The following is a 23,365-nucleotide window of genomic DNA, read 5'->3' on the forward strand; positions in this document are numbered from 1 at the left end:
TCACCGCAAGGGACTGCCCGTTTTTCATTGCGTATTCGATCACATATCGTCTTTGTCGAAACGTCGTGCTTCACGTTGCAACTGATAGACGAAGCGCTCGACATTGCGCGCGGCCGGACCACTGATGTTGTGGAAACGCAGGCCGGCGAAGGTAATGTTGAGTTTTTCTTCGAAGTGCAGATAACGCAACTCGACCGAGACCGGTTGGTTGCCAAACAGCGGCGCGGCAGCGAGGCGGTCATAGACCTGGCCCAGTTGCAGGCGATCGGTGATGTCGCCTTCGAAGCGCAGTTTGCAACCGGTAGCGGAGATGTCCAGCAACTTGCCGTCGATCGGTGCCTTGAGCTTTTCGCCACCGAGCACGACGCTGACCAGGTCGGCCAGTTTCAGGGCAGCGCGAAAGGCATTGCGGCGCTGGTGGTAAACCACTTCTTCGGGCAAGTCGCCGACGTAAAAGCGGTCGCCATCAGAATCCTTGATGCTCAGCGTGCCGGTGCATTCCCAGGCAATGCGTACACCGTCATGGAAGCCCTCGACCTTGAACGGTTCGCCAGCTTCGAGAAAGCGCTCGCCGTCGCGCGGGATCATTTCATCGAACTTGATGGTGGCGGATTCCCGATCAACTTCGATCAGGTAGCTCTGGAAGCGCTGACTGCGCTCGTGAAAGGTGATGATCAGTGGATCATGGCTTTCTTGCAGCTGGCGCAGGTTGCTGGAGATTTCCAGGGGCGTGGTGAGCACCTTTGGGGGCTGCGGAGCGTCATCATTGGACACGTTAGATCAATCTCCAGACAAAATTTGACTACGGCTAGCCAGCATTTTGCCAGCATGTAACGCGTGTTGATAGGGCGCAAGCATAGAACAGCTTATGCCTGACTGAGTGCGCGCGGCTTCTGCAGCTTGGAGAAGGTGCCGGTGGCATCGTAAAGCGCCGGAGGCTCGCCGCCGGTGAGGATTTTCAGCTGATTGGCCGTGGCGGCCTGCTGGATCACGATCGACTGGCCGTTTTGCACATTAGCCGCCTGGCATTGGGCAATCAGATCGGTGAGGACATCGCTCTCAGCCATCAACTGCGCGCCGATGCTCGACTGGCTGGCAAGTTGCTCCAGGCCTTCGCGCGTGGCGGGCAGATTGAGGCTGACGAGGATTTCGCTGCGCTTGCGGCCATGCTGTTCAAGCAGAATGATCAGCGCCTGTTTGCGCGCCAGAATTTCTTCCAGCACCGGCATGTCGCGACCGTGCAAGGCGAGGGACTCGGATTGCAATAACTCCAGCAACTGTTGAGCTGGAGCAAAGTCGTCGGTGATCAGTTGCAGTAAATTAGTGTCGTGCATGGCTGGCCTTGGGTTTTAAGCGTCCAAAAGCCTGGCGCCGGCGAAAGCCTAGCGCTGGGCTTCGAAGTTGAGCAGTTTGCTGGCTACACGGTTGCTGTCGACTTTATAGCTGCCATCGGCAATCGCTGCTTTCAACTCGGCCACACGGGCATTGTCGACGGCAGGCTGATCGCGCAGCTTGTCAGTGACCTTCTGCAACTGTTGAGCCTCATTGCTGAGGTGTACCGATTCCCCGGCTTTAGCGGTACTGGCCTGTTCGGCCGGGGTATTCAGCGGCGCGGAGGTGCCGGTTTCGGCGGTTTCCCTGGCGTTGCTGGTACGTGTACTGCCGGTAAGTGGCGAGGAGCTGTTCAAACGGCTGAAATCGATGACCATGATAAAAACCTCTGGGAATTTGGACGCTTGCCATGTTTTCGGCCATCCCCTGGAAAACTTTAGACTCATTTACCCATGAGTTTGCATGCAGGTCCGATGCGCCACAGTTTAGGGAACAGCTCGGCCCAGCGCCAGTTTTCCATCTCGCTACATCGCCACTTCCACCTGGCCAGGCGCGACCACCTGCGCCTTGATGACCCGTTGCGAATTGAGGTTTTTCACGCGGATCTGTTCTTTCAGGCCGCCGTTGGCCAGGGCTTCACCCGGCATGCGCACGGCCATCGTGCCGCTGCGCGCGGTGATTACCACTTGATCGCCCTTGCGTACCACTTCGGCTTGTTCCAGATGCACCAGAGTAATGACCTGATCGGCTACCGTTGGTCGGGTCAATTTCTGCCCGATCGCTTCATCCACCGACGTCAAAAAACCTTGGTTGATCAGGCTGATATCACGCTCACGCAAGGTCACGTCCTGAGGCTCGATGATGCCTGCGCGTCTGAGCGGGCGCGTGGTCGTCACAATCTCGCGAAACAGGCGGACTTGAGCGGGTACGAACACCGTCCAGGGCGATCCGCCCTCGCAGCGAACCTTGACCGTAACCCGCCCCAGAGGGCGTGCCGGACTCTCCAGAGTGGCTGTCAATTCCTTGTCGCACATAGGCATGCGCATACGAGGATCGAGCTGGTTGACCTCGATCTCGTAGCGGCCTTCGGTTTGACTGCTGGCCAGATAGTCTTCTACGGTGAATTCAAGAAAGCCCTGAGTCACGCCGATAAGCATGTCAGGCATGGTAACCGTATCAGCAACGGCAGGGCTGCCAGCGTAAAAGCAGCAAATGGCGGACATCGCGCAAAGCCCTCTGCGGAGGGGAGATGTCAGGTGTCGGAATAATGTCGTTTGAGCGTTCATACGAGTTAAAAAGCAAGCGCCGTGCCGTTTAGCAATGAATGTGCGTCGCAACAACACTTGGCGTTGGTGTAGGAGTCTGGACATGGCTGGTGTAATGGATTCGGTGAACCAGCGCACGCAACTGGTAGGGCAGAATCGCCTGGAGCTGTTGTTGTTCCGTCTCGACGGCCAACAGCTATACGGGATCAACGTGTTCAAAGTGCGCGAGGTGCTGCAATGCCCCAAGCTGACACTGATGCCCAAGTCCAGTCCTGTCGTGTGCGGGGTGGCGAATATCCGGGGGGCAACCATTCCGATCCTTGATCTGGCAATGGCGACCGGCTCGGGTGCTTTGAAAGACAAGAACAACCCGTTCGTGATCATCACGGAGTACAACACCAAGACCCAGGGTTTCCTGGTGCGCTCGGTGGAACGCATCGTGAACATGAACTGGGAAGAGATTCATCCACCACCGAAGGGGACGGGGCGCGATCATTACCTGACCGCTGTGACTCGAGTGGACAATCAGTTAGTCGAAATCATCGACGTCGAAAAAGTGCTGGCGGAAGTCGCACCGACGCCGGAAGCGATTTCGGTCGGCGTGGTCGATGTCGAGACGCAGACCAAAGCGTTGTCGTTGCGGGTACTGACGGTCGATGACTCGTCGGTGGCGCGCAAGCAGGTGACGCGTTGTCTGCAGACGATTGGTGTCGAAGTGGTGGCGTTGAACGACGGTCGGCAAGCGCTGGATTACCTGCGCAAACTGGTCGACGAAGGCAAGAAGCCGGAAGAAGAGTTCCTGATGATGATCTCCGACATCGAGATGCCGGAGATGGACGGGTACACCCTGACGGCCGAGATCCGCGGCGACTCGCGCATGCAAAAGCTCCATATCATCCTGCATACTTCGTTGTCGGGAGTGTTCAATCAGGCGATGGTCAAGAAAGTCGGTGCCGATGACTTTCTGGCCAAATTCCGCCCTGATGACCTGGCATCCCGGGTAGTCGACCGGATCAAAGCAGCAGATATCAGCTAGGAGCCTTTTGCTCCTGGCGGTCAACACGATTTAAGAGGCGGCATCTTTGTCTACGGGTAATTTGGATTTCGAACAGTTCCGGGTCTTCCTGGAAAAAGCCTGTGGCATTTTGCTCGGTGAAAACAAGCAGTATCTGGTCTCGAGCCGTCTCAACAAACTGATGGAAGTGCAAGGCATCAAGTCCCTGGGTGAGCTGGTACAGCGCATCCAGACCCAGCCGCGCAGCGGTTTGCGCGAGCAGGTGGTCGATGCCATGACGACCAACGAAACCTTGTGGTTTCGTGACACCTATCCGTTTGAAGTCTTGAAGAACAAGGTACTGCCGGAAGCGATCAAGGCTGCTCCCAACCAGCGTCTGCGGATCTGGTCGGCGGCTTGCTCGTCGGGTCAGGAACCGTACTCGCTGTCGATGTCGATCGACGAGTTCGAGCGCAGCAACCTCGGTCAGCTGAAAATGGGCGTGCAGATTGTTGCCACCGATCTGTCTGGCAGCATGCTCAACAACTGCAAGACCGGCGAGTACGACAGCCTGGCCATCGGCCGCGGTTTGTCGCCTGATCGCCTGCAACGCTACTTCGACCCGAAAGGGCCGGGTCGCTGGGCAATCAAGGCGCCGATCAAGAGCCGGGTTGAGTTCCGCTCGTTCAACCTGCTCGACAGCTACGCCAGCCTGGGCAAGTTCGACATCGTGTTCTGCCGCAACGTGCTGATCTACTTCTCCGCCGAGGTGAAGAAAGACATCCTGTTGCGCATCCACAGCACGCTGAAGCCGGGCGGATATCTGTTCCTTGGCGCTTCCGAAGCGCTGAACGGTTTGCCCGATCATTACCAGATGGTTCAGTGCAGCCCGGGGATCATCTACCAGGCGAAATGATCAACACCGGCAACACCAGAACGGGAGTCCTCAGGGGCTCCCGTTTTTTTTGCCCGGCGTTTATGCGGTGACGGCAAGCGGCAGAAAAGCGGCATCTGGCGGAAACCGGTTGCCGCTTTTCTGGCATTGCCGCTTTGCCACTGCCCGCAAAGCCCCGGAATCCGGGCTTTTGCAAACTGGCACGCGGCTTGCTAAAGCTCAGTTACGAAAAATCCGGTTACCTGAAGGTCCCGACATGAGCATCAGCTTCGATAAAGCGCTCGGCATTCACGAAAAGGCATTGGGCTTCCGCGCCCAGCGCGCTGAAGTGTTGGCCAATAACATCGCCAACGCCGATACCCCGAACTACAAGGCTCGGGATCTGGAATTCTCCAAAGTGCTCGAAGCACAGACGCAGAAAAACCAGAACGGCACCATCGCCCTGAACAAGACCAACACCCGTCACATCGAAGCTGAAGGCCTGGGCAATGGCGACGAATCGCTGATGTATCGCACGCCGATGCAACCGTCGATCGACCAGAACACCGTGGACGCTCAACTTGAGCAGTCCAATTATGCGGAAAACGCGGTTGGCTTCCAGGCCAGCTTCACCCTGCTCAACAGCAAATTCAAAGGGCTGGTTTCAGCCCTGCGCGGAGAGTAATCCATGTCCTTGTCCAGCGTTTTCAACATTGCCGGCAGCGGCATGAGCGCCCAGACCACGCGTCTGAACACCGTGGCTTCGAACATCGCCAACGCCGAAACCGTCTCGTCGAGCATCGACCAGACCTATCGCGCCCGTCACCCGGTGTTCGCCACCATGTTCCAGGGCGGTCAGAGCGGCGGCAGCGACTCGCTGTTCCAGAACCAGGACGCTGCCGGTCAGGGCGTGCAGGTGATGGGCGTGGTTGAAGACCAGAGCAACCTCGAAGCGCGCTACGAGCCGAATCACCCGGCTGCCGACGCCAAGGGTTACGTCTTTTACCCGAACGTCAACGTGGTGGAAGAAATGGCTGACATGATTTCCGCGAGCCGGTCCTTCCAGACCAACGCCGAAATGATGAACACCGCCAAAACCATGATGCAGAAAGTACTGACCCTCGGTCAGTAACAAGGGGCGACTGCCATGAGCGTTACCGATTCCACCAGCACCCTGAGCATGAAGGATCTACTGGCCAACTCTGCGAAGAAGACCAGTAGCACGACCTCTGACGGGATTGCTTCTGCGACCAACAGCACTACGGGTGGCCAGGCCCTGGGCAAGGATGCGTTCCTGCAATTGCTGGTTACCCAGCTGAAAAACCAGAATCCGCTCGACCCGCAAGACAACAGTGCATTCGTTGCACAGTTGGCCCAGTTCAGCAGCCTTGAAGGCATCACCACCCTGAACTCCACCGTGACCGGTCTTGCCGGCAACTACAACTCTTCGCAAGCGTTGCAGGCGTCGTCTCTGGTTGGCCGCAACGTGATCGTGCAGACCAACTCGGTGCAGATGGACGATCCGAGCAAAGGCATGACCGGCTCGGTCAACGTGACCTCGTCGATCGCTGGCGGCACGGTGACCATCACCGACAAGGACGGCAAGGCCGTTCGCACCATCGATCTGGGCAGCCGCGCAGTCGGCAGTGCCTCCTTTACCTGGGATGGCAAGGACAACAACGGCGTTCAGGTTGCCGCCGGCACTTACACCGTCAAGGCCAGCGCGCCGATCAACGGCACGGCGACGGATCTGGCGACCTACCTGCCAGCCACGGTCAACAGCGTCACGATCAGCCAGACCGGCGGCGAGCTGATGCTCAACCTGGCAGGCAAGGGCAGCGTTGCCCTGTCCAAAGTACAAACCATTGGTATATAGAGCCGACTAACCGGCACAAAGGAGTGGAATATGTCTTTCAATATCGGCCTTAGCGGTCTCTATGCAGCCAATAAACAACTGGACGTGACCGGCAACAACATCGCCAACGTCGCGACTGCCGGTTTCAAATCTTCCCGTGCAGAGTTTGAAGACGTCTATTCGGCGACCCGACTCGGCACCGGCAGCAAGGTCATCGGTAACGGTGTGCGCCTGGCTAACGTATCGCAGCAGTTCACCCAGGGTGACATCAGCAATACCGGCAACGTGTTGGACATGGGTATCAACGGTTCGGGCTTCTTCACTATGAGCAACAACGGTTCGATTTCCTATACCCGTGCCGGTACGTTCAAAGTCGACGACCAGGGTTTCATCACTAACACCGACTACACCTCACATCTGCAAGGTTACGGTGTGGACTCCAATGGCCGCGTCATCAAAGGCGTTCTGACCGACCTGAAGATCGACACTTCGAACCTGGCGCCGAAGTCGACCTCGGCCGTGGGCTCGAGCATCAACCTGAACTCTTCGGCCCCGGTGATCGTCGATACCGGCGCCACCGGCGTCAAATTCGATCCGACCAAGGTCGAGAGTTACACCGAGTCTTTCAGCACCCCGATCTATGATTCGCAGGGCAACAAGCACGACATGGATCAGTATGTTGTGAAGACCGGCCAAAACACCTGGAAGGTTTATACCTTGGTGGATGGGCGTAACCCGGATGCAACGGGCAGCGATCCAAAAACCACTCCGCCAACGGCCTCGACTCTGACCTTTGACTCTGCTGGCAAGTTGACTCAGATCAGCACGCCTGATCCAGCGAATCCTGCGACCCCGATCATCAGCAGCGACCTGACCCTGAAAAACTGGAAGCCGGGCACAGTGACCGGCGGTGTCTTTACGCCTAACGGCGCAGCTGCCAACCCGGCCGGCGTGACCATTTCGATGGCCAAGACCACCCAGTACAACGCTGATACTTCGCGTACGATTCCGACTCAGGATGGTTACGCCACCGGCCAGATCACCAACCTGACCATCGACGGCACCGGTACTCTGTTCGCCAACTTCAGCAACAACCAGAACAAGGCCATCGGCCAGGTTGCGCTGGCCAGCTTCACCAACGAGCAAGGCCTGCAAGCAGTCGGCGGCACCAGCTGGAAGGAAACCTTCGCATCGGGTATCCCGGGTTATGACGCTCCGGAGACCGGTACTCTGGGTTCCATCCAGTCCAACTCTTTGGAAGAGTCCAACGTTAACCTGACCAATGAGTTGGTTGATCTGATCAAGGGTCAATCGAACTATCAGGCGAACGCGAAGACGATTTCGACTCAGAGCACGATTATGCAGACCATTATTCAAATGGCTTGATGTGATCTGATAGCTGCACTGAAAACCGATGCCTGGTGCGTCGGTTTTTTTATGCGCGTTATTTGGGACGAGTGTTCAGTTTTGTACCGTTCGTCGGTCGCTGTGGTGCGGAACTTGCACTCTCCTGGAGCAGCAGCGGCGCGCGTCAAACTTTCATCCGCACCGCATATATTCAAGCCGGACTCAGGTCGGGGCAGTACTGCGCTTCTACGTAGTTTTCAACACAAACACACTCACACAAGGAAGATGAAATGGCGGTAATTTACGGGTCCAATGGTGCCGATACGCTGGTAGGCACCGCAGGCGATGATCAAATACGCGGTTTGGCGGGTGATGATGTGTTGAATGGTGGGGATGGCAACGACCTTCTCATCGGCGGCGAAGGTGCTGATCAACTGATCGGCGGCGCAGGTTTTGACACCGCCAGCTACGAAGACGCCAATCAGGGTGTCGGTGTGACGATCAATCTGAAAACCGGCGTGCACACCGGCCTCGCGGCGGGCGATACATTCAATGGTATCGAGGCGTTTCGCGGCACTGGCTACACCGACAACTTTGTCGCCGATGCTTCGGCCAACTCGTTTGATGGCGCCAGTGGCTATGACAGCCTGAGTTATGCCACCTCGGAGCAGGCGATCAATCTGACGCTCACGGGCGTCAACGGCAGCGGTCTGGGCGGCGATGCTCAGGGCGATACATTCAGCAACCTGGAATCAGTTACCGGCACAGCGTTCGATGACGTGTTCACTTTGAACTCCGGCAACACCAGCGTCAGCGGTGGCGCCGGCAACGATGTCTACATCATCAACGGTCCCTGGATGGGCGGCATTGGTGAAGCTGCGGGCGGCGGCTTCGACGAAATTCGTACCAACCAGCTCAATATAACCATGAGCGGCGGAGTCGAGCGCCTGACCTACACCGGCACCGGCAACTTCACCGGTCGCGGCAGCGCCAGCGACGACATCATCGTCGGCGGCAGCGGCAACGACATACTGATCGGTGGCGTGGGCGCCGACACGCTGATCGGCGGCGCAGGTTTTGACACCGCCAGCTACGAAGACGCCTATCAGGGTGTCGGTGTGACGATCAATCTGAAAACCGGCGTGCACACCGGCCTCGCGGCGGGCGATACATTCAATGGTATCGAGGCGTTTCGTGGCACTGGCTACACCGACAACTTTGTCGCCGATGCCTCGGCCAACTCGTTTGATGGCGCCAGTGGCTATGACAGCCTGAGTTATGTCACCTCGGAGCAGGCGATCAATCTGACGCTTACAGGCGTCAACGGCAGCGGTCTGGGCGGCGATGCTCAGGGCGATACATTCAGCAACCTGGAATCAGTTACCGGCACAGCGTTCGATGACGTGTTCACTTTGAACTCCGGCAACACCAGCGTCAGCGGTGGCGCCGGCAACGACGTCTATATCATCAATGGTCCCTGGGCGGGCGGCATCGGAGAGGCTGCGGGCGGAGGAGATGACGAAATTCGGACTAACCAGCTCACCATGGGCATGAGTGGCGAAGTCGAGCGCCTGACCTACACCGGCACCGGCAACTTCACCGGTACTGGCAACACGGGCGACAACATCATCACCGGTGGCGTCGGCAATGATGTGCTGATGGGTGGTGCGGGTGCCGATCAATTGATTGGCGGCGCCGGTATCGACATTGCCAGCTATGAAGACAGCGTCGCTGCCGGTGTCACGGTTAACCTGAAAACCGGTGTCCACACTGGTTTCGCCACGGGCGATACCTTCTCCGGTATCGAAATCATTCGTGGCAGCAAGAACGGTGACACGTTCTTCAGCGGCGCGGAGGCCAACATCTTTGATGGCGGCGCTGTGGGTGGGGTCGATACCGTCGATTACTCGTTGTCGGCGCAGGCTGTGAACATCACCATGACCACACTCGGTGCAGGCAGTGGCCAGAGCGGCGATGCCCAGGGTGATACCTTTACCAACATCGAGAAAATCGTTGGTTCGGCCCAGAACGATGTGTTTACCAGCGGATCCGCCGCTTCCATTTTTCAGGGCGGGGCGGGTAACGATCTGTACATCATCAACGGCTCGCCCAACCAATCGGTGATTGAAGTGGCGGGTGGCGGTGACGACGAAATACGTACCTCGCTGACCCACATGACCTTGAGTGCCGAAGTCGAACGCCTGACCTACACCGGCACCGGTAACTTCACCGGCAGCGGCAACGCCGGCGACAACATCATCACCGGTGGCGTCGCTAACGACCTGCTTATGGGTGGCGCGGGCGCTGATACCTTCATCGGTGGAGCAGGCATCGATACCGTCAGCTACGACGATTCCACTGTCGGCGTGACCATCAACCAGAAAACCGGCGTTCACACGGGCATTGCAGCCGGCGATACCTTTGACGGTATCGAGGTCATCCGCGGCTCCAAATTCAGCGACACGTTCCTGGCCGGCGCCGGCATCGACAAGTTCGAGGGCGGCACGACCGGCGTGGACAACATCGACGTCGTCGATTACTCGCAGTCAGGTGCTGCGATCAATCTGACGCTGGCGTCCGGAGCGGGCACCGGGACTGGTGGTGATGCCGAAGGCGATTCGTTCTCCGGTATCGAGAAGGTCATCGGCTCGGCGTATGACGATGTGTTCAACTCATCCACGGCAGGTTCCTTCAACTTGCAGGGTGGCGCGGGTAACGACATCTACATCGTCAACAACGCTGCCTCGGCGGTGATCGTCGAAGCACTGGGCGGCGGTGACGACGAAGTGCGTACCAGCCAGGCCAGCCTGGGGCTGTACAACAACGTAGAGCGGCTGACCTACACTGGTACCGGCAACTTTACCGGTCGCGGCAATGCCTCGGATAACATCATCACCGGCGGCGCGGGCAACGATACCTTGTTGGGCGGCGGCGGTGCCGACACCTTCATCGGTGGTGCCGGAACCGACACCGTCAGTTATGACGACAGTACCGTTGCCGTCACGCTCAACTTCAAGACCAGCGTGCACAGCGGGATTGCGGCGGGCGACACTTACGCCGACATCGAACTGATTCGCGGCACGCAGTTCGCAGACACCTTCATCGCCGGGAGCACCGCGGATGCATTCGATGGTGGCTTGGGGATTGACGTAGCAGACTACTCGCAGTCGATCCAGGGTGTGACTTTGACAATGGGCGCGGCCGGTGTCGGCTCTGGAGTCGGCAGTGGTGGTGACGCCGAGGGCGACAGCTTTGCCGGGATCGAGAAGATCATCGGCTCGGCGTACAACGATGTGTTCATTGCCAACACCAACTCTACCGGTTTCACCGTGCAGGGCGGGGCGGGCGATGATGTCTATGTTCTCAACAACGCGACCTATGCCGCGATTGTCGAACTGGCGGATGGTGGCAATGATGAAGTGCGCACCAATCAGAGCTATTACCAGCTCAATGCCGGCATCGAGCGCTTGACCTACACCGGCACTGGCACCTTCCAATCGTTTGGTAACGCGCTGGATAACATCATCACCGGCGGGGCGGGCAACGATATCCTGATGGGCGGCGATGGCGGCGACACCTTTATCGGTGGCGCCGGTTTCGATACCGTCAGCTACAACGACATCGGGCCAGTGGGCGTGGTCATCAACTTGAAAACCGGTGAGCACACCGCGATTGCCAAGGGCGATACCTTCGACAGCATCGAGAAAATTGTGGGTTCGGGTCGGGATGACACCTTCATCGGCAACGAACAGGCTAACAATTTCGACGGTGGCTTCGGTCGTAACACTGTCAGCTTTGCCTTCGAAGGCGCGGCGATCACACTGGATCTGAGCCAGCCATTGACCGGCGCTGCAGCAGGCGACACTTACACCAATATCCAGAACTGGGAAGGCACGGCGTTCAACGATACGTTGATCGGTACGGCCGGTGTCGAAACGTTCATCGGTGGCCAAGGCGCGGACTACATCGATGGCGGTGCAGGTGTCACCGACGCAGCCTGGTACACCGGCAGTTTGGCGGCGGTGCAAATCAGTCTGCTGACCAATAGCGTTACCGGCGGCGACGCTACCGGCGATGTGCTGGTCAACATAGAAGGCCTCCATGGTTCGGACTTCAATGACATCCTGACCGGTAACACCGTTCAAAACGAGATCTACGGTGGCGCAGGTGACGATGTGATCTCCGGTGGCGACGGCACCGACTACCTGCACGGCGGCAAGTACGAACCCTACGCCTTTAATGGTCCGGACCGCAGCGGCCCTGCCGAAGCGGATCAGATCTCGGGTGGTAACGGCAACGACACGCTGTTCAGTGCCAACAACGATGTTGGCAGTGTCCTGCACGGCGATGCTGGCAACGACAGCATCTCGGTTTACGCCGGCACTGCTTACGGTGACGACGGCAGTGACTCGCTGGTGGGCACCGGGCCCGAGTATCAATTGTTTGGCGGGGCGGGTTCCGACACCTTGATCATGGCCGGTGGCGGCTATGGTTACGGTGGCGAGGGCAGTGATATCTACAAGGTGAACTCGTCGACCACGGTGATGATCAAGGATGACGGCACCTCCGGTGGTGACCGGGTCGAACTGCAGAACATCCAGTCGTATGCGAATGTGCTTATCAAAACCGACGGCACCAATGCCTTCATCTTCAATGCGGTGGAGTGGAACGCCGGCAAGCAGGACAATGCCGTGATTCTTGCGGACTGGTACAAGGGCGGCAACACCATCGAGAGCTTCACCACCATCAATGGTGATTCCTTCACCATTCCGGTCGTAGGGCAGGCGATGGTGGAGTCGTTCATGGTCTGACGTAGCGAAGTTGTAGTGAAAACGGCGGGCCTGTGATCCAGGCTCGCCGTTTTTTTTTGCCGTGACTTTTCGCGGGCAAAAAGAAACCCCCGCCAAACCAGAGGTCTGTCGGGGGTTTCTTCATTCAGGCATCTCGCGACACCTGATTCAGCTCAGCTTATTGGCAAGCTTCGCAATCCGGCTCGTCAATCGCGCAAGCCTTTGGCACTGGAGCCGGGCCGGCAGGAGCTGCCAGGACCGAATCTTCACCGTGGTTGCCGCCGCTGGAAACAGCGTTCAGCTTGCCGGTGTTGATGGTCGACTTCTCGGTGCTGGTCGCGGCCAGGGCGCGGAGGTAGTAAGTGGTTTTCAGACCACGGTACCAGGCCATGCGGTAGGTCACGTCGAGTTTCTTGCCCGATGCGCCAGCGATGTACAGGTTCAGCGATTGAGCCTGGTCGATCCACTTCTGACGACGGCTGGCGGCGTCAACGATCCACTTGGTGTCCACTTCGAAGGCCGTCGCGTAGAGCTCTTTGAGTTCTTGCGGGATGCGCTCGATCTGCTGCACCGAACCGTCGTAGTACTTCAGGTCGTTGATCATGACCGAGTCCCACAGACCGCGAGCCTTGAGGTCGCGAACCAGGTACGGGTTGATCACGGTGAATTCGCCCGACAGGTTCGATTTCACATACAGGTTCTGGTAGGTCGGTTCGATCGACTGCGATACGCCAGTGATGTTGGCGATGGTCGCGGTCGGTGCGATGGCCATGATGTTGGAGTTACGAATGCCTTTCTGTACACGGGCGCGAACCGGTGCCCAGTCGAGGGATTCGTTCAGGTCAACGTCGATGTACTTCTGGCCGCGCTGCTCGATCAGGATCTGTTGCGAATCCAGTGGCAGTACGCCTTTGGACCACAGCGAACCCTGGAACGTCTCGTAAGCACCGCGCTCGTCGGCCAGGTCGCAAGAGGCCTGGATCGCGTAGTAGCTGACGGCTTCCATCGACTTGTCGGCGAATTCGACGGCAGCGTCGGAACCGTAAGGGATGTGCTGCAGGTACAGAGCGTCCTGGAAGCCCATGATGCCCAGACCGACCGGACGGTGACGGAAGTTGGAGTTCTTGGCCTGCGGAACCGAGTAGTAGTTGATGTCGATAACGTTATCGAGCATGCGCACGGCTACATCGATGCTGCGCTTGAGCTTGGCGGTGTCGAGCTTGCCGTTGACGATGTGGTTCGGCAGGTTGATCGAGCCCAGGTTGCAGACCGCGATCTCGTCCTTGTTGGTGTTCAAAGTGATCTCGGTGCACAGGTTCGAGCTGTGTACCACACCCACGTGCTGCTGCGGGCTACGCAGGTTGCACGGGTCTTTGAAGGTCAACCAAGGGTGGCCGGTTTCGAACAGCATCGACAGCATCTTGCGCCACAGGTCTTTGGCCTGAATGGTCTTGAACAGCTTGATCTTGCCCGGGTACTCGGAAAGGGCTTCGTAGTACTCGTAACGCTCTTCGAAGGCCTTGCCGGTCAGGTCGTGCAGATCCGGTACTTCGGACGGCGAGAACAGGGTCCATTTGCCGTCATCGAAGACGCGCTTCATGAACAGGTCAGGGATCCAGTTGGCAGTGTTCATGTCGTGGGTACGACGACGATCATCACCGGTGTTCTTGCGGAGTTCGATGAACTCCTCGATGTCCATGTGCCAGGTTTCCAGGTAAGCGCAGACTGCGCCTTTGCGTTTGCCACCCTGGTTAACGGCAACGGCGGTGTCGTTCACAACCTTGAGGAAAGGAACAACGCCTTGCGACTTGCCGTTGGTGCCTTTGATGTACGAACCCAGTGCGCGCACCGGCGTCCAGTCATTGCCTAGGCCACCGGCGAATTTCGACAACATGGCGTTGTCGTGGATCGCGTGGTAAATGCCCGACAGGTCGTCCGGAACGGTGGTCAGGTAGCAACTCGACAGCTGTGGACGCAGGGTGCCGGCGTTGAACAGGGTCGGGGTCGAAGCCATGTAGTCGAACGAGGACAGCAGGTTGTAGAACTCGATCGCACGGTCTTCTTTGTTCTTTTCTTCGATGGCCAGGCCCATGGCCACGCGCATGAAGAAGATCTGCGGCAGTTCGAAGCGCACGCCATCCTTGTGGATGAAGTAACGGTCGTACAGGGTTTGCAGACCCAGGTAAGTGAATTGCTGATCGCGCTCGTGGTTGATCGCCTTGCCCAGTTTTTCCAGGTCGAAGGTGGCCAGCACAGGGTTCAGCAGTTCGAACTCGATACCTTTGGCAACGTAGGCCGGCAGGGCCTTGGCGTACAGGTCGGCCATCTCGTGATGGGTGGCGCTTTCGGCGACTTCGAGGAAGTTCAGGCCTTCGGCACGCAGGGTGTCCATCAGCAGGCGCGCGGTCACGAACGAGTAGTTCGGCTCACGCTCGACCAAGGTACGGGCGGTCATCACCAAAGCGGTGTTGACGTCGGTCAGGGCCACGCCGTCGTACAGGTTTTTCAGGGTTTCGCGCTGGATCAGGTCGCCATCGACTTCAGCCAGACCTTCACAGGCCTCGGTGACGATGGTGTTCAGGCGGCCCATGTCGAGCGGCGCGAAGCTGCCGTCGGCGCGGGTGATGCGGATCGATGGGTGAGCGTTGACTGCTTCTTCGGCCGGAGCGTGGGCAGCGCGTTCTTTCGAACGGCCGTCACGGTAGATCACGTAGTCGCGCGCAACTTTCTGCTCGCCGGCACGCATCAGGGCCAGTTCGACCTGGTCCTGGATTTCTTCGATGTGGATGGTGCCGCCCGAAGGCATGCGACGCTTGAAGGTCGCGGTGACTTGTTCGGTCAGACGGGCAACGGTGTCATGGATTCGCGACGAAGCGGCAGCGGTGCCGCCCTCAACTGCGAGGAACGCTTTGGTGATAGCGACGGTGATCTTGTCATCGGTGTAAGGAACGACAGTGCCATTGCGCTTGATCACGCGCAGTTGACCAGGCGCGGTGGCTGCCAGATCCGAATTCGAATCAGCGGCCTGCGGCAAGGTGCCCTGCGGGTTCTCGCGAGTTGTGTCGGTTTGCATGGGGGATCGTCTCCACATTCTCTATGTTTGTTTGGGCACCATCATGGTGCTCACCGTTCTGTCCCGAAGCACTGCAACCGACGAGCGTCGGCTTAATAACTTCGGAGCAGTAGGAAAAAGGCTACAACGCCGCGTCCGTGCCGAAGTTTTGGTTGCGAGCCTGCGCTCGCACCGGATTCCTTTCAGAGTGGCAGTCAACACTGCAACACCCGTACCGTTTTGACCGCTCTGGTCTGAAAAAACGGTGCCATCCGCCAGCGCGGTTTTGGCTATGAAAAACTTGCTTGGTTCAACCCTGAATCGGCAATAAAGCACTTGAGTTCAAGGTCTGAAATGTGGTTGGGCGTTTTAGGCAAAAACCCCATATGTAGGGTCTCTGTTTTCGCCGTGCTACAAGATAATGCGTTTTAAGGGGTCTTGCAACGTACTGCTTGTGGATAAGGCTGTGGGTAAATTGTGTGCGAAATGTCTAATTCACTTGTAGGCCGCGGACCTGCTGAGCTAGACCGTTTGTCACTGTTTTTTCGCTGGGAAAAACGCTTCAGCGGTTTTTTAAGGGCGCGAACCCTATCACAGAATTTCGCCTCGTCCGAACGCATTTACCGACTTGTGTTCTGGCTGTACGCCGTTTATACAATCGCCCCGGACGCACGCATTCTTATCCTCCCCAAACATGACAAAAAGACCGGGGGGCTCTTCCTTTATCGCAGCAATTGGCAGCAGAGGTATCCGTGGAGCAAGAAGCCTGGCAGGTATTGATAGTCGAGGACGACCAGCGTCTGGCCGACCTGACCCGCGAATACCTGCAAGCCAATGGGCTGCGCGTCGAGATCGAAGGCAACGGCGCACTGGCGGCGGAGCGGATTATCCGGGAGCAGCCGGATCTGGTGATTCTCGACTTGATGCTGCCCGGTGAAGACGGCTTGAGCATCTGCCGCAAGGTTCGCGACCGCTACGATGGGCCGATCCTGATGCTCACCGCGCGCACCGACGACGCCGATCAGATCCTCGGCCTCGATCTGGGCGCCGACGATTACGTGTGCAAACCGGTGCGCCCGCGTCTATTGCTGGCGCGGATTCAGGCGCTGCTGCGACGCAGTGACTCACCCGAGCCTGCCGCAGAAAAATCCCGCCGCCTGCAATTCGGCCCGCTGGTGGTGGACAACGCCCTGCGCGAAGCCTGGCTGAGTGACAACGGCATCGAGCTGACCAGCGCCGAGTTCGACCTGCTCTGGCTGCTGGTGTCGAACGCCGGGCGCATTCTGTCGCGCGAAGAAATCTTCACCGCACTGCGCGGCATTGGCTACGACGGTCAGGATCGTTCGATTGACGTACGCATCTCGCGCATTCGGCCGAAGATCGGCGACGATCCCGATCACCCGCGCCTAATCAAGACCATCCGCAGCAAGGGTTATCTGTTCGTCCCCGAAGCCTGCACAGACTTGCCGCTGTGAACTCGATCTTCCTGCGCATCTATGGCGGCATGTGCGCGGCGCTGATTCTGGTGGCGGTGCTTGGCGTGCTGGCGCTGCACCTGCTCAATCAGGTGCGCAGCGAGCAATACCGCGAGCGCCTGGCCCACGGCACGTTCTCGCTGATGGCTGACAACCTGCAACCGATGAACCAGACCGAGCGCCATCGAGCCTTATTGGTCTGGGAGCGCTTGCTGGGTATTCCGCTGGCATTGAAGACCTTTCCCCAGACCGACCTCGACCTGACCCAGCGCACCCGCGTGCAGCGTGGCCAAGCGTTGGTAGAACAGACCGGCCCGCACGCGGCCAAGGTCTATCGACTGGTCAGCGACAAAGAACAGCTGGTGCTGGTCGGCGAAGTGCAGCAGATCAGCGAGCAACTGGCCCGCGCGACTATTTATCTGCTGGCGGATGAATTGGTACGCGTCCCGGTGGCCGACCAGCCGAAACGCCTGGCGCAGTTAAAGGAAGAAAAGGGGTTCGGTTTCGACCTGCGCCTGGTCACGGTCAACGACGCAGATATGGACGAAGACCAGAGCCGCCGCGTGTCCGAGGGCGATACGGTGATGGCACTGGGCAAGGGCGGTGACTCGATCCGGGTCTTCGCCGGCATGGTCGGCACACCGTGGGTGCTGGAAATCGGGCCGCTGTATCAGATGAATCCGTACCCGCCGGAGTGGCTGGTGTTGATCGCCGCGCTCGGTCTGACGCTGATTGGCCTGATCGTCTATTTACTGGTGCGCCAGCTCGAACGGCGTTTGCGTGGTCTCGAAGCCGCCGCCACGCGCATCGCCAAGGGCAGCCTGGAAACCCGCGTGCCGGCGCGCGGGGCCGACTCGGTGGGCAAATTGGCGGCGGCGTTCAATGGCATGGCCGAACATCTGCAGCAGTTGCTGGCGATCCAGCGTGAACTGGTGCGCGCGGTGTCCCATGAGTTGCGCACGCCGGTGGCGCGCCTGCGTTTCGGGCTGGAAATGATCGGCTCGGCTACCACCCCGCAAGCGCTGGAGAAGTACCGCGAGGGCATGGATCACGATATCGAGGATCTGGATAAGCTGGTCGACGAAATGCTCACCTACGCGCGGCTGGAGCAAGGTTCTCCAGCGCTGACCTTTCAGCGCATCGACCTCGATGCACTGGTGAATCAGGTGATCGCCGAACTGGCGCCGTTACGTGCCGAAGTCACCGTGCAGCGTGGCATGTGCCTGTCGGCGGCCGATTGCGATGACGCGTGGGTCGAGGCTGAGCCGCGTTATCTGCATCGCGCCTTGCAGAATCTGGTGGGCAACGCCATGCGCCACGCGCGCTCGAAGGTGACGGTGAGTTATCAGGTCGGGCAATTGCGCTGCCGGGTCGATGTTGAAGACGACGGCCCCGGCGTGCCGGAAGCGGCGTGGGAGAAAATATTCACGCCGTTCCTGCGTCTGGACGACAGCCGCACCCGAGCGTCGGGTGGGCATGGCTTGGGCTTGTCGATTGTGCGGCGGATCATTCACTGGCATGACGGCCGGGCGTTGATCGGCAAGAGCAAAAGCCTGGGCGGAGCTTGCTTCAGCCTGAGTTGGCCGCGCAATCAGGAACGCCGCTAAAAGTTGTGTTGAACCCACTGGCCCCATCGCTGGCAAGCCAGCTCCCACAGGTTTCTGGGGTGTACTTACAGTTTGTGCTCACCACCGACACTGTGGGAGCTGGCTTGCCAGCGATGAGGCCCGAACAGGCACTAGAGCACTTCAGGCAGCAATACTGACCAGACTCAACAACTGCCCATCATGAATCCCGAACTGCGCATCCAGCTCCGTCCCATGGCGCCACTCACTGGACAGATCCGTCAGCAGTCGCAGGCGTACCGCACCATCAAGCGTCCATTCCAGCACTTCGGCATGCTCGAAATAAAAGCGTTTCTGCACGATTGGGTACAACGCCTTGAACAGGCTTTCCTTCACCGAAAACGTCAGCGTCACCCAGAGTGCCAATTGATCGCGCGCACTTGCGGCCATGCGCTGCATTTCCGGAGGGGTCAAAATCTCCCCGGCCAATCGCTCGGCTCGCTCAGGGTTAAGCAGGTTTTCCAGATCCATGCCCAAACCGCGCCAGTGTTGCTTGTTGGCGACGATCGCCGCTGCACGCCCAGTGCTGTGAGTGATCGAACCGCAGATATGCGTCGGCCACACCGGCGCGCGATCTTCACCGATGGCCGGAATCACGTTCGAACCTTCCAGCTGTTGCAATGCAGCGCGCGCGCAAAAGCGACCGGCGAGAAACTCGGCCTGACGCTTGGCCACCGAGCGCTGAATACTTGGCGGCGGCTCGATTGCACTGCGACGGAAGTCGTCGGCCAGTAATTGAGACGGATCGAAATGCGTGCTCAACAGCACCGTGTCCGGCAACACGGTTGGCAACGGCCAATGCGCGTCGAGCGGGGTGCAGCAGGCTGGGAGGAGGGGGCTGGAATTCATGACGGGCATTTTGCCGGGTTGCCTTGAAACTGTCTCCCCCTGTAGGAGCTGCCGGAGGCTGCGATCTTTTGATCTTGTCCTTTTAAAAGAAAAGTCAAAAGATCGCAGCCTCGTTGCACGAGACAGCTCCTACAGGAAATGCGGTGTCTGCTTAACCGAAGATTTTCTTGAAGAAAGCCTGCATGTCCGCCCAGGATTTTTCATCGGCGGCTTTGTTGTAGCCGATATCCGGGCCACCGTGCTCGCCGTGGCTCAGGCGATCGGCGTCGGGATTGCTGAAGCCGTGCTTGGCGCCATCGAGGCTGACGAACTGGTAGTCGGCGCCGGCCTTGTCCATTTCCGACTTGAACGCGGTGACGTTATCCGGCGTGACCATGCTGTCCAACGCACCATGCTCGACGAGGATTTTCGCCTTCACACTGCCCGGTGTCGCCGGAGTCTTGGTCGCGAGCGCGCCATGGAAACTCACCACGCCCGCCAGCGGCACACCCTGGCGCGCCGCGTTCAACACCACAGCCCCGCCGAAGCAATAACCGATGGCGCCCAATTTACTGGTGTCGGTCTGCGGTTGTTTCTTCAACAACTCCAGCCCGGCGTCAAAGCGCTTGCTCGCTGCGGCGGCATCAGCGGTGGCTGCCTGCATGAACGCCATCGCGTCTTTCGGGTGTTCGGTGTTCTTGCCTTCGCCGTACATGTCGATCGCCAGCGCGCTGTAGCCGAGGCCGGCCAGATCACGGGCGCGACGCTTGGCGTAATCGTTCAGCCCCCACCATTCATGCACCACGACGATGCCGGGACGTGCGCCTTTGATCGCATCGTCATACGCGTAATAGCCGATCAGTTTGCTGCCATCGGCGCTCTGGTAAGGGATTTCCTGCGTCTTGATTGCAGCCTGGCTGAGGCTGCTGAGGGCCAGCAGGGTGAGGGCGAGTAACAGGCGCATGGTCGGGTCTCCTGACAATAAAGGGTCAAGACAGCCTAGTTCATTTGGTTCAGGTGAGGTTCAGAGAGCGTTCAGGGTCGGTACAGGGGCACCTCAGTAACCTTGCGCCATACCCGAAGAGCACAACTGAGGAACACTCAATGACTCGTTTGAACAAACTGCTGCTGGCTTTCACTGTGATGGGCGCAAGCCTCGCTGCCCACGCCGACACCACCACCAACTTCGCCGGTCTGACCTTGGGCCAGACCAGTGACAAGGTGAAAAAATCCCACGCACTGAACGACAACCTCGACCACCCGAACGCCGACGGCGTGATCGGCAAGGACACCACTTACGGTATTCGTCTCGGCCAGCAAAACAGCCAGGGTCGCTACTACGCCACCTACGACAACGTGTCCGGTTCGCACAATGGCATTAAACTGCGTCAGGAAAACCTGCTGGGCAGCTACGATCTGTTCTATCCGGTGGGTGGCAGCACCAAACTGTTCGGCGGTGCGACTGCCGGTTTGACCAAGTTGACGCAGGAATCGCCAGGCTTCAGCCGTGACAGCGACATCGGTTACGCCGTCGGCGGCCAGTTCGGTGTGTTGCAGCAAGTCTCGCAGAACACTTCGGTGGAACTCGGTTACCGTTACCTGCGCAGCAACGCCAGCACCGAGATGAGCGAGCGCGGCGGCAGCAAACAAGGCTCGCTGGATTTGACCAGCAGCGCCCAGACGTACCTGTCGGCCAACTACGCTTTCTGATAAATGGATGCGCGAATGCAAGACAGTTAAGCGCAACCCCTGTGGGAGCGGGCTTGCCCGCGATAGCGGCGGCACATTCACAATTAATGTGTCAGCCAGATTGCTATCGCGGGCAAGCCCGCTCCCACAGGTTCTGCGGCCTGACTGAAAGATGTGCTGCTGGAGATAACGATTTGCCCGGGAGAAAGTCATGAAACTGTTGGTCGTCGAAGATGAAGCGCTGTTGCGCCATCACCTGCAAACCCGTCTCACGGAGAGCGGCCACGTGGTCGAGTCCGTGGCCAATGCCGAGGAGGCGTTGTACCAGACCGGTCAGTTCAATTTTGATCTGGCGGTGATCGACCTCGGCCTGCCGGGCATGAGCGGGCTCGAACTGATCCGCCAGTTGCGTTCGGGCGGCAAGACCTTCCCGATCCTGATCCTCACCGCGCGGGGCAACTGGCAGGACAAGGTTGAAGGCCTGGCCGCCGGTGCCGATGATTATCTGGTCAAACCGTTCCAGTTCGAAGAACTCGAAGCGCGCCTCAACGCGTTGCTGCGCCGCTCCAGCGGTTTCACCCAGTCGACCATCGTCGCCGGCCCGCTGTTGCTGGATATCAATCGCAAGCAAGCGACCCTCGACGAACAACCGCTGGCGCTGACCGCTTACGAATACCGCATCCTCGAATACCTCATGCGCCACCATCAACAAGTGGTGCCCAAGGATCGTTTGATGGAGCAGTTGTACCCGGATGACGACGAGCGCGATCCGAACGTGATCGAAGTGCTGGTCGGTCGCCTGCGACGCAAACTCGAAGGCCCGGCCGGGTTCAAGCCGATCGACACCGTGCGCGGCCTTGGCTACCTGTTCAATGAGCGCTGCACTTGATCCGTTCGCTCCGCGTCCGGCTGATGCTCGCCGCCACCACGTTGGCGGTGTTGTTCATGCTCGCCTTGCTCCCGGCGATGCAGGGCGCGTTCAGTCTCGCGTTGCAGGATTCGATCGAACAACGCCTCGCCTCGGACGTCACTACGTTGATCTCCGCCGCGCGGATTGAAAACGGCAAACTGGTGATGCCTTCGCAGTTGCCGGACGAGCGCTTCAACCTCACCGACTTTCGTTTGCTCGGTTACATCTACGACCGCGAAGGGCATCTGGTCTGGCGCTCGAAAGCCACCCAGGAAGAGCAGATCAACTACAAGCCGCGTTACGACGGACTGGGTAACGAGTTCGCACGGATTCGCGAGGCCAGCGGCCAGGAATTCTTCGTTTACGACGTCGAAGTGAAACTGCTTGGCGGCAAAAGCGCTGCGTTCAGCATCGTTGCGCTGCAACCGGTGCGCGAGTACGAAACCACCCTTGAGGGGCTGCGCGAGAATCTTTATCTGGGCTTCGGCGCCGCGTTGCTGGTGCTCTTGGCTCTGTTGTGGATCGGTTTGACCTGGGGCTTGAAAGCCTTGCGTCAACTCAGTCAGGAACTCGATGAAATCGAGGGCGGCACCCGCGAAAGCCTCAGCGAACAACACCCGCGCGAATTGCTGCGCCTGACCGGCTCGCTCAACCGCTTGCTGCTGAGCGAACGCCAGCAGCGCAGCCGCTATCGTGATTCCCTCGACGACTTGGCGCACAGCCTGAAAACTCCGCTGGCGGTGCTGCAGGGCGTCAGCGAAGACATGGCTCAGCGCCCGGAAGATATTGATCAGGCCTGGGTGCTGCAAACCCAGATCGAACGCATGAGCCAGCAGATCAGCTACCAGTTACAACGCGCCAGCCTGCGCAAAAGCGGTCTGGTCCGGCATCAGGTGCGCCTGCGCCCGGTGCTGCAAAGCCTGTGCGACACCCTCGACAAGGTCTACCGCGACAAACATGTGCGCGTAGCCTTCGACCTGCCAGAGCATTGTTACGTGCCGATCGAACAGGGCGCCTTGCTGGAAATGATGGGCAACCTGCTGGAAAACGCCTATCGCCTGTGCTTGAGCGAAGTGCGCATCAGCGTGCGCGAAAGCCTGGCCGGGGTTGAATTGTGTGTCGAGGATGACGGGCCGGGGGTGCCGCAGCATCAACGTGCGCGGATTCTCGAGCGTGGGGAGCGACTGGATCGTCAGCATCCGGGGCAGGGGATCGGGTTGGCGGTGGTCAAGGACATCATTGAAAGTTACGGCGCGAAACTGGCGTTGGGGGATTCGCCGATGGGCGGGGCGGCGTTCAGGATTCATTTTCCTGTGGTGTGATCTTAAA

At 58.8% G+C, this 23,365-nt stretch carries 19 protein-coding genes; 12 read left to right on the forward strand and 7 right to left on the reverse strand.

Translation table 11 applies throughout. The features are described from left to right. Positions 1–39: 39 nt before the first annotated feature. The 4 genes from ACP7EE_RS05995 to flgA all read right to left on the reverse strand — a co-directional run bounded on the left by ACP7EE_RS05995 (position 40) and on the right by flgA (position 2,618). A complete protein-coding gene (locus ACP7EE_RS05995) occupies positions 40–774 on the reverse strand; it encodes a flagellar brake protein (RefSeq protein ID WP_420646431.1) in 735 nt (244 codons plus the stop codon). 92 nt (positions 775–866) lie between these two features. Next, positions 867–1,334 (reverse strand): flagella synthesis protein FlgN, encoded by a 468-nt coding sequence (locus ACP7EE_RS06000; RefSeq protein ID WP_420646432.1) that lies wholly within the window; start codon positions 1,332–1,334, stop codon positions 867–869. Positions 1,335–1,382: 48 nt separating this feature from the next. Then, complete coding sequence (gene flgM / locus ACP7EE_RS06005) at positions 1,383–1,709, reverse strand: flagellar biosynthesis anti-sigma factor FlgM (RefSeq protein ID WP_420646433.1); 327 nt, start codon at positions 1,707–1,709, stop codon at positions 1,383–1,385. A gap of 147 nt (positions 1,710–1,856) precedes the next feature. Beyond that, positions 1,857–2,618, reverse strand: coding sequence for a flagellar basal body P-ring formation chaperone FlgA (gene flgA / locus ACP7EE_RS06010; RefSeq protein WP_426202831.1), 762 nt, complete (start codon positions 2,616–2,618; stop codon positions 1,857–1,859). A gap of 82 nt (positions 2,619–2,700) precedes the next feature. On the opposite strand from flgA, the gene ACP7EE_RS06015 reads away from it, so the two are divergent. The 7 genes from ACP7EE_RS06015 (at position 2,701) to ACP7EE_RS06045 (ending at position 12,478) form a co-directional block, all read left to right on the forward strand. Next, positions 2,701–3,633, forward strand: a complete 933-nt coding sequence (locus ACP7EE_RS06015; RefSeq protein WP_420646435.1) for a chemotaxis protein CheV — start codon at positions 2,701–2,703, stop codon at positions 3,631–3,633. 46 nt (positions 3,634–3,679) lie between these two features. After that, the gene (cheR, locus tag ACP7EE_RS06020) at positions 3,680–4,507 is read left to right on the forward strand and encodes a protein-glutamate O-methyltransferase CheR (RefSeq protein WP_426202833.1); all 828 of its coding nucleotides are present in this window, start codon (positions 3,680–3,682) and stop codon (positions 4,505–4,507) included. 235 nt (positions 4,508–4,742) lie between these two features. Continuing rightward, the gene (gene flgB / locus ACP7EE_RS06025) at positions 4,743–5,150 is read left to right on the forward strand and encodes a flagellar basal body rod protein FlgB (protein WP_426233907.1); all 408 of its coding nucleotides are present in this window, start codon (positions 4,743–4,745) and stop codon (positions 5,148–5,150) included. Between the two features lie 3 nt (positions 5,151–5,153). After that, positions 5,154–5,597 carry a flagellar basal body rod protein FlgC gene (flgC, locus tag ACP7EE_RS06030; RefSeq protein ID WP_420646438.1) on the forward strand — a complete coding sequence of 148 codons (444 nt, stop codon included), beginning with the start codon at positions 5,154–5,156 and terminating at the stop codon, positions 5,595–5,597. 15 nt (positions 5,598–5,612) lie between these two features. Then, positions 5,613–6,341 (forward strand): flagellar hook assembly protein FlgD, encoded by a 729-nt coding sequence (gene flgD, locus ACP7EE_RS06035; RefSeq protein WP_426202837.1) that lies wholly within the window; start codon positions 5,613–5,615, stop codon positions 6,339–6,341. A 30-nt stretch (positions 6,342–6,371) separates the two neighbouring features. Further along, entirely contained in the window at positions 6,372–7,706 is a 1,335-nt protein-coding gene (gene flgE, locus ACP7EE_RS06040) for a flagellar hook protein FlgE (protein ID WP_426202840.1), read from the forward strand. A gap of 251 nt (positions 7,707–7,957) precedes the next feature. After that, positions 7,958–12,478 (forward strand): beta strand repeat-containing protein, encoded by a 4,521-nt coding sequence (locus tag ACP7EE_RS06045; RefSeq protein ID WP_426233908.1) that lies wholly within the window; start codon positions 7,958–7,960, stop codon positions 12,476–12,478. A 157-nt stretch (positions 12,479–12,635) separates the two neighbouring features. On the opposite strand, the gene ACP7EE_RS06050 is transcribed toward ACP7EE_RS06045, so the two are convergent. Then, positions 12,636–15,530, reverse strand: a complete 2,895-nt coding sequence (locus tag ACP7EE_RS06050) for a ribonucleoside-diphosphate reductase subunit alpha (RefSeq protein ID WP_426202846.1) — start codon at positions 15,528–15,530, stop codon at positions 12,636–12,638. A gap of 731 nt (positions 15,531–16,261) precedes the next feature. On the opposite strand from ACP7EE_RS06050, the gene ACP7EE_RS06055 reads away from it, so the two are divergent. Both ACP7EE_RS06055 and ACP7EE_RS06060 read left to right on the forward strand, forming a co-directional pair. Then, the gene (locus ACP7EE_RS06055) at positions 16,262–16,984 is read left to right on the forward strand and encodes a response regulator (protein WP_426202848.1); all 723 of its coding nucleotides are present in this window, start codon (positions 16,262–16,264) and stop codon (positions 16,982–16,984) included. Then, positions 16,981–18,591: an ATP-binding protein gene (locus ACP7EE_RS06060; RefSeq protein WP_426233909.1), complete on the forward strand. Its 1,611-nt coding sequence runs from the start codon at positions 16,981–16,983 to the stop codon at positions 18,589–18,591. Before ACP7EE_RS06055 ends, ACP7EE_RS06060 begins: the two co-directional genes overlap by 4 nt. 141 nt (positions 18,592–18,732) lie before the next feature. Here the strand turns inward: ACP7EE_RS06060 and ACP7EE_RS06065 are convergent, their stop codons facing one another. Together ACP7EE_RS06065 and ACP7EE_RS06070 are read right to left on the reverse strand one after the other, a co-directional pair. Beyond that, positions 18,733–19,458 (reverse strand): 4'-phosphopantetheinyl transferase family protein, encoded by a 726-nt coding sequence (locus tag ACP7EE_RS06065; protein WP_426233910.1) that lies wholly within the window; start codon positions 19,456–19,458, stop codon positions 18,733–18,735. A 151-nt stretch (positions 19,459–19,609) separates the two neighbouring features. Continuing rightward, positions 19,610–20,401 (reverse strand): dienelactone hydrolase family protein, encoded by a 792-nt coding sequence (locus tag ACP7EE_RS06070; RefSeq protein ID WP_426233911.1) that lies wholly within the window; start codon positions 20,399–20,401, stop codon positions 19,610–19,612. A gap of 140 nt (positions 20,402–20,541) precedes the next feature. Here ACP7EE_RS06070 and ACP7EE_RS06075 point away from each other — a divergent pair, with 140 nt between their 5' ends. The 3 genes from ACP7EE_RS06075 (at position 20,542) to ACP7EE_RS06085 (ending at position 23,358) form a co-directional block, all read left to right on the forward strand. Next, complete coding sequence (locus ACP7EE_RS06075) at positions 20,542–21,147, forward strand: hypothetical protein (RefSeq protein WP_426233912.1); 606 nt, start codon at positions 20,542–20,544, stop codon at positions 21,145–21,147. A gap of 190 nt (positions 21,148–21,337) precedes the next feature. Continuing rightward, positions 21,338–22,015: a response regulator gene (locus ACP7EE_RS06080; RefSeq protein WP_420646447.1), complete on the forward strand. Its 678-nt coding sequence runs from the start codon at positions 21,338–21,340 to the stop codon at positions 22,013–22,015. Further along, entirely contained in the window at positions 22,012–23,358 is a 1,347-nt protein-coding gene (locus tag ACP7EE_RS06085; protein ID WP_426202859.1) for an ATP-binding protein, read from the forward strand. Before ACP7EE_RS06080 ends, ACP7EE_RS06085 begins: the two co-directional genes overlap by 4 nt. Positions 23,359–23,365 lie beyond the last annotated feature (7 nt).

Source organism: Pseudomonas sp. TWP3-2, assembly GCF_049897765.1.
Lineage (GTDB): Bacteria > Pseudomonadota > Gammaproteobacteria > Pseudomonadales > Pseudomonadaceae > Aquipseudomonas.

Coding starts and splice junctions, on each gene's coding strand:
- ACP7EE_RS06050 (WP_426202846.1), bottom strand. CDS start 15,530: ATGCAAACCGACACAACTCGCGAGAACCCGCAGGGCACCTTGCCGCAG.
- flgD (WP_426202837.1), top strand. CDS start 5,613: ATGAGCGTTACCGATTCCACCAGCACCCTGAGCATGAAGGATCTACTG.
- flgA (WP_426202831.1), bottom strand. CDS start 2,618: ATGAACGCTCAAACGACATTATTCCGACACCTGACATCTCCCCTCCGC.
- flgB (WP_426233907.1), top strand. CDS start 4,743: ATGAGCATCAGCTTCGATAAAGCGCTCGGCATTCACGAAAAGGCATTG.
- flgM (WP_420646433.1), bottom strand. CDS start 1,709: ATGGTCATCGATTTCAGCCGTTTGAACAGCTCCTCGCCACTTACCGGC.
- ACP7EE_RS06080 (WP_420646447.1), top strand. CDS start 21,338: ATGAAACTGTTGGTCGTCGAAGATGAAGCGCTGTTGCGCCATCACCTG.
- flgE (WP_426202840.1), top strand. CDS start 6,372: ATGTCTTTCAATATCGGCCTTAGCGGTCTCTATGCAGCCAATAAACAA.
- ACP7EE_RS06075 (WP_426233912.1), top strand. CDS start 20,542: ATGACTCGTTTGAACAAACTGCTGCTGGCTTTCACTGTGATGGGCGCA.
- ACP7EE_RS06045 (WP_426233908.1), top strand. CDS start 7,958: ATGGCGGTAATTTACGGGTCCAATGGTGCCGATACGCTGGTAGGCACC.
- flgC (WP_420646438.1), top strand. CDS start 5,154: ATGTCCTTGTCCAGCGTTTTCAACATTGCCGGCAGCGGCATGAGCGCC.
- ACP7EE_RS06015 (WP_420646435.1), top strand. CDS start 2,701: ATGGCTGGTGTAATGGATTCGGTGAACCAGCGCACGCAACTGGTAGGG.
- ACP7EE_RS06000 (WP_420646432.1), bottom strand. CDS start 1,334: ATGCACGACACTAATTTACTGCAACTGATCACCGACGACTTTGCTCCA.
- ACP7EE_RS06065 (WP_426233910.1), bottom strand. CDS start 19,458: ATGAATTCCAGCCCCCTCCTCCCAGCCTGCTGCACCCCGCTCGACGCG.
- ACP7EE_RS06070 (WP_426233911.1), bottom strand. CDS start 20,401: ATGCGCCTGTTACTCGCCCTCACCCTGCTGGCCCTCAGCAGCCTCAGC.